Origin of the sequence: Ligilactobacillus acidipiscis DSM 15836 (assembly GCF_001435755.1) — a bacterium.
Lineage (GTDB): Bacteria > Bacillota > Bacilli > Lactobacillales > Lactobacillaceae > Ligilactobacillus > Ligilactobacillus acidipiscis.
This window is the reverse complement of sequence record NZ_AZFI01000082.1, coordinates 1-4839: the sequence shown is the minus strand read 5'-3', so window position 1 is coordinate 4839 and position 4839 is coordinate 1. Positions and strand designations below refer to the sequence as shown.

The following is a 4839-nucleotide window of genomic DNA, read 5'->3' as shown; positions in this document are numbered from 1 at the left end:
AATATTTCTAATGACGGTGGTGAATTAGCGAACGGTGCTGGAACTTTATTACTGGCTGAGTTCCTCCATCAAATCAACTTTGACCAGTTTTTACGGGCTAACTTACATTTCCAAGATGATCGCAGGTCTTGGACTTTCTCCGCAAACAATTTATTCAAGCAGCTGCTGTTTTAATTGTTTGTGGGGTCCCAGCGCATGCGGCTAATTTTAATTTGCCCTTGGACCAAGCAGTCGTTTCACAGTCCACGCTGTCACGTTTTATTAATCATGTATGAGCGTCAAGTCTTTTCTCAGTTAGATCTCTACTGGGCTCTTTAGTCAGTTTGTCTTGGGTCAGTTAAATCAACATCAGTTGATACTAGACCTAGGCTCTACCCATGCTGATACTTATGGTGACCAAGAAAAAAGTGCTTATAACGGCCCTATCAGACTAACGGTTATCATGCATACCTTATTGGACTGCTTATTGAATACTCAATTACGGTCCGGTAATCGTTATACGTCGCAAAGTGCAACTAAATTCTTATTATGGATCTTACAGGTCTATAATCATCCTTGGTTTGATATTTTAGTGCGTGAAAATTCTAGTTTTTCAGCTCCGGAGATCTACCATGCCTGTGATAAAAAAATGCTAAGTTTGTGATCCGTTTAAAAGCTAACCACCAACTCAAAAGTTAGCCAAGTCCTTATTGTGTGTTCATTAAATCGACTCGGCCGACCGAAAACTTGCTGATTTGACCATGAGTTTGTCGTGACCAACTTGGAAAAATTGAGTGGCCCGCAAGTCTTCGTTCTCTACCAACAACGAAGGTCGATGGACGACCTGGTCAAGGAAGTTAAACACGACTTTAATTTCGATAAAACAGACAGTTCTAGCTTTAACGCCAATGAGTTTTGTATATTGGTAGCTGGTACAGCTTATAATTTACTTCAAGTCATGAAACACTTGGTTTTACCATCTGAACTTAAAAACGCCCAAGTTGACACCATCCTCTTTAAGTTACTAAATCTAGCAACTAAGGTCACACACCACGCACATCAGATTTGGGTCCACCTATCCCAGACCAATTGTATTGCTAAATTATTCTGGCAGACGTTGTTTAAGATCCAGAACNAAAAATATATCCGCTGTGAACTCACAAATTATAAAGGTACTTCTTAGGAAAGTTGTTCTTAATGAAGGTAATTGCTAATGTGATAATAAAGCGTCAAGTTTTTTTGGAAGTAGTATGTTTTGGAATAGTTGAAAGGACGCTCGTTTTTTAGATAATTGATCTCTTCAATTTTTAAAGTCGCCTCATTTACCGAACGTCCCGATTCAACGGCTTCTTGTTCTGTTAGTTGATGAATTTTAACGTATTCATCGGCGTTGACGATCTCAATATTGTAGTTATCCATGATAAACTTGAAAATCGAAGTTGAACAAATTTTTTTGTTTAAGTACGGGACAACGCTACGTAAATAGTAAGCTTCTTCTAAACTGAGTAGGTTGTCTTTAGAGCGTCGCAATCGTTTGACGTAATAAACTGGATCATCAACATTACAATGTAAAAACTTAGCGACTTCCCGACCCGCCAGTCTACTTTCAAAAGCCAAGATCTTTGAAGATACAGGTGCTTCATTAGATAAGGCATTCATTCCGACTTTATTTGCTAAATTCATTAAATTATCTTCGGTATGTAAGGGTTCATTAACAAAGTACCCACTTCCCTGGATCCGACTGATCAGACCTTGGTTATATAAAACATCAATGGCATTGCGGACTGTATTACGGCTCACTAAATACATGCCCATTAATTCAGATTCGCTAGGCAATTTTTTTTGGAATGTCTGGTTGGCAATTTTTTGTGCGATATCTTGAGCAATTTCCTTGTATTTTAGACCCATAAACCTGTCCTCCTTAATTCATTTAAAGGTACTTGTAAAATTGATACCAATATGGTATAAATATATTGTAATAGAAAGCGTTTTATTTAGCAAGGGCTAAAAATTGACTACGCTAACAAGGCGAAATAATAAAAAGTAAAGATGGAGGTCTTTATTATGGCAAAAAAGACGATCATGTTATGTTGTGCAGCTGGTATGAGTACTAGCTTGTTGGTGACGAAGATGCAAAAAGCTGCTGAAGCAGAAGGTAAAGATGTTGAAGTATTTGCTGTCCCAGCCGCTGAGGCAGATTCACAATTGGAAAGTAAAGATATCAACTGTGTGTTACTCGGACCTCAGGTTAGATACATGGAAGCAGATTTCCATAAAAAATTGGATGACAAGAAAATCCCTGTTGCAGTGATCGATATGCAAGCATACGGGATGATGCAAGGCGATAAGGTTATCAAACAAGCCTACGATTTGATGGGCGAATAAAAGCACTTGATTTTATAACGTAATGAAAACAGGAGGTTCAAGATGGCCGAAGAAGAAAAACAAACACAATCGTCTGCAGAGGAGCAACAATTACAAACAACGATGGGTTTGATCGTTAATGCAGGAAATGCTAAGTCCTTTGCTGTAGAAGCAATCAAAGCTGCCAAGGAAGCTAATTTCACTGAAGCCCATAATAAATTAGACGAAGCACAAAAAGCACTGGTTGAGGCACATAATACTCAGACGGGAATGTTGACTAAAGAGGCACAAGGTGAACACGCAAAAGTAACATTATTGATGGTTCATTCCCAAGACCATTTAATGACTGCGATCACCTTTGTTGATTTAGCAACAAACTTTGTTGACGTGTATGAACAGCTTGACGAACTAAAAAAATAATAGGGTAAGTTAAAGCCGCTTAAGACATGATTATTATCATATGTGTATGCTATAGCTTGTTTTTCAGAGATGGAACACATATATCAGATAAGCGGAAGGCCTTGGTTAGAGACCCCGACTAATAACAGCTCTTAGTGCTTCGACGGGGAGTTCTCAGTGTTTGAAATGAAATAAATTATAAAGAAAGGGCAGGAGTAGACAAAGAAATTTGGCGACTCTTGCCTTTTTTTCTTTAAATAGGATCAATTTTAATAATACAAGGAGGATAACTATGGGTTTTAAAAAAGATTTTTTGTGGGGTGGAGCCACGGCCGCTAATCAATATGAGGGCGGCTATGATCAAGATGGGAAAGGACTAAACGCGATAGATGTATTAACTAATGGTGCAGTCGATCGTCCTCGCCTTGTCACTTGGAAAAAAGAAGATGGAACAACTGGAAATTCCCCGTTCGTGTGGGGTGGAGATTTTAATATTCCCGCAGATGCTACACCAGCCATTTTGTCTGATTATCATTATCCTAGCCATCATGGGACAGATTTTTATCATCACTATAAAGAAGATATTGGTCTAATGGCAGAAATGGGCTTTAAAGTATTTCGGTTGTCAATCAGTTGGTCGCGTATTTTCCCAAATGGAGATGAAGAAGAGCCTAATGAAACAGGTTTAAATTTTTACAAGCAGATCTTTGAGGAATGTCATAAGTATCACATTGAACCGATGGTAACTCTGTCGCATTACGATACACCATTAGCGCTCATCAAACGATATGGCGGCTGGTCCGACAGAAAATTAATTAATTTGTTTGAAAAATATGTAGTAACAGTATTTAAGTATTATAAAGGCCAGGTCAAATACTGGACTACCTTCAATGAGATCAATGCAATGACTCTTGCACCGTACATGGGTGGTGGTTTGACTGATCCTACTCCGCAAAATCGAGCTCAAGGAGCACATAATCAATTTGTAGCTAGTTCTTTGGCAGTCAAGGCTGCTCACAGGATCGATCCTGAAATGAAGGTGGGACAAATGCTGGCCTACTCTCCAATTTATCCTTACACTTGTGATCCGGCTGACCAAGTCGAGATAATGAAAGCTCAGCAAGAAACGTTATTTTATTCTGATGTTCAAGTCGGCGGCCGTTATCCAGAATATCGTTTAAAGAAATATGAGCGTGAAGGCATCAAGCTTGATGATCGGCCGCAGGATTATGAATTATTAGCTGAATATCCAGCAGACTTTTTAAGTTTTTCTTGCTATAGTTCCTCTGTCTTAACAACTCATGCTAATGATGACCATGCTGCTGGTAATTTAGGGGTGGCTGGTGTTACTAACCCATATTTGGAAACTAATGCTTGGGGTTGGGCAACTGATCCAGATTGTTTGCGTTTAGCATTGAATATTTTGTGGGACAGATATCATAAACCGCTATGGGTCGTTGAAAATGGACTTGGCTGGGCTGATAAACTCGAAGACGATCATAAAATTCATGATGATTATCGCATCAAATATTTGCGAGCTGCTATTAGCTCAATGTCTGATGCAGTTAAGATAGATGGTGTTGATTTGATGGGCTATACTATGTGGAGTGCTGTTGACTTAGTTTCTAACGGAACTGGTGAAATGAAAAAACGTTATGGACTTGTGTATGTTGACTGCAATGATCTTGGTAACGGCACAATGAAACGCTATAAAAAAGATTCGTTTAGCTGGTATCAAAGGGTGATTGTATCTAATGGAGCGGACCTAAAATAGTTTAAACAAAAAAATGAAACGTTAAAGTGAACCCCCATAGTTGGAATTCTTTGTCCAACTATGGGGGTTCACTTCAGACAACACTTTTTTAGTATAAATAGCCCAGTAACAAGCCACCAAATAATGCAATTGGACCACCTAGATATGTGGCTAATGCATAAGGGATAACTTCAAATTGTTTGTTTCTTCTTAGCGTGATCAGTTCAACGTTGAGGGTCGAAAAAGTAGTAAAGCCGCCTAAAAGGCCGATCCCTAATATTGTGTATAAGTATGTAGTAATTTGCAGACCAACTAGGGTCCGTTTTAGTGACCCAACGGTAACT

General features: G+C 38.9%; 6 protein-coding genes and 1 pseudogene. 5 read left to right on the top strand and 2 right to left on the bottom strand.

All coding sequences use genetic code 11. From position 1 onward, the window contains the following. Positions 1-328 precede the first annotated feature (328 nt). Both FC65_RS11815 and FC65_RS11810 read left to right on the top strand, forming a co-directional pair. Positions 329-643: a transposase gene (locus FC65_RS11815; RefSeq protein ID WP_056972014.1), complete on the top strand. Its 315-nt coding sequence runs from the start codon at positions 329-331 to the stop codon at positions 641-643. Between the two features lie 41 nt (positions 644-684). Then, positions 685-1114, top strand: a pseudogene (locus tag FC65_RS11810) (transposase); the annotation flags it as partial. Between the two features lie 59 nt (positions 1115-1173). Here FC65_RS11810 and FC65_RS06595 read toward each other — a convergent pair. Continuing rightward, positions 1174-1887, bottom strand: a complete 714-nt coding sequence (locus FC65_RS06595) for a GntR family transcriptional regulator (protein WP_056972012.1) — start codon at positions 1885-1887, stop codon at positions 1174-1176. A 156-nt stretch (positions 1888-2043) separates the two neighbouring features. Between FC65_RS06595 and FC65_RS06590 the strand changes: the two genes are divergently transcribed. From FC65_RS06590 to FC65_RS06580, 3 genes are all read left to right on the top strand, one after another. Next, a complete protein-coding gene (locus FC65_RS06590; RefSeq protein WP_010495936.1) occupies positions 2044-2364 on the top strand; it encodes a PTS sugar transporter subunit IIB in 321 nt (106 codons plus the stop codon). Positions 2365-2406: 42 nt separating this feature from the next. Then, positions 2407-2763, top strand: a complete 357-nt coding sequence (locus FC65_RS06585; RefSeq protein ID WP_010495938.1) for a PTS lactose/cellobiose transporter subunit IIA — start codon at positions 2407-2409, stop codon at positions 2761-2763. Between the two features lie 271 nt (positions 2764-3034). Continuing rightward, on the top strand, positions 3035-4516 hold the full coding sequence (locus FC65_RS06580) for a family 1 glycosylhydrolase (RefSeq protein ID WP_056972011.1): 1482 nt from the start codon (positions 3035-3037) through the stop codon (positions 4514-4516). Between the two features lie 88 nt (positions 4517-4604). Here the strand turns inward: FC65_RS06580 and FC65_RS06575 are convergent. Continuing rightward, positions 4605-4839: CrcB family protein (locus FC65_RS06575; RefSeq protein ID WP_191979907.1), on the bottom strand; the 235-nt coding region annotated here is incomplete at its 5' end.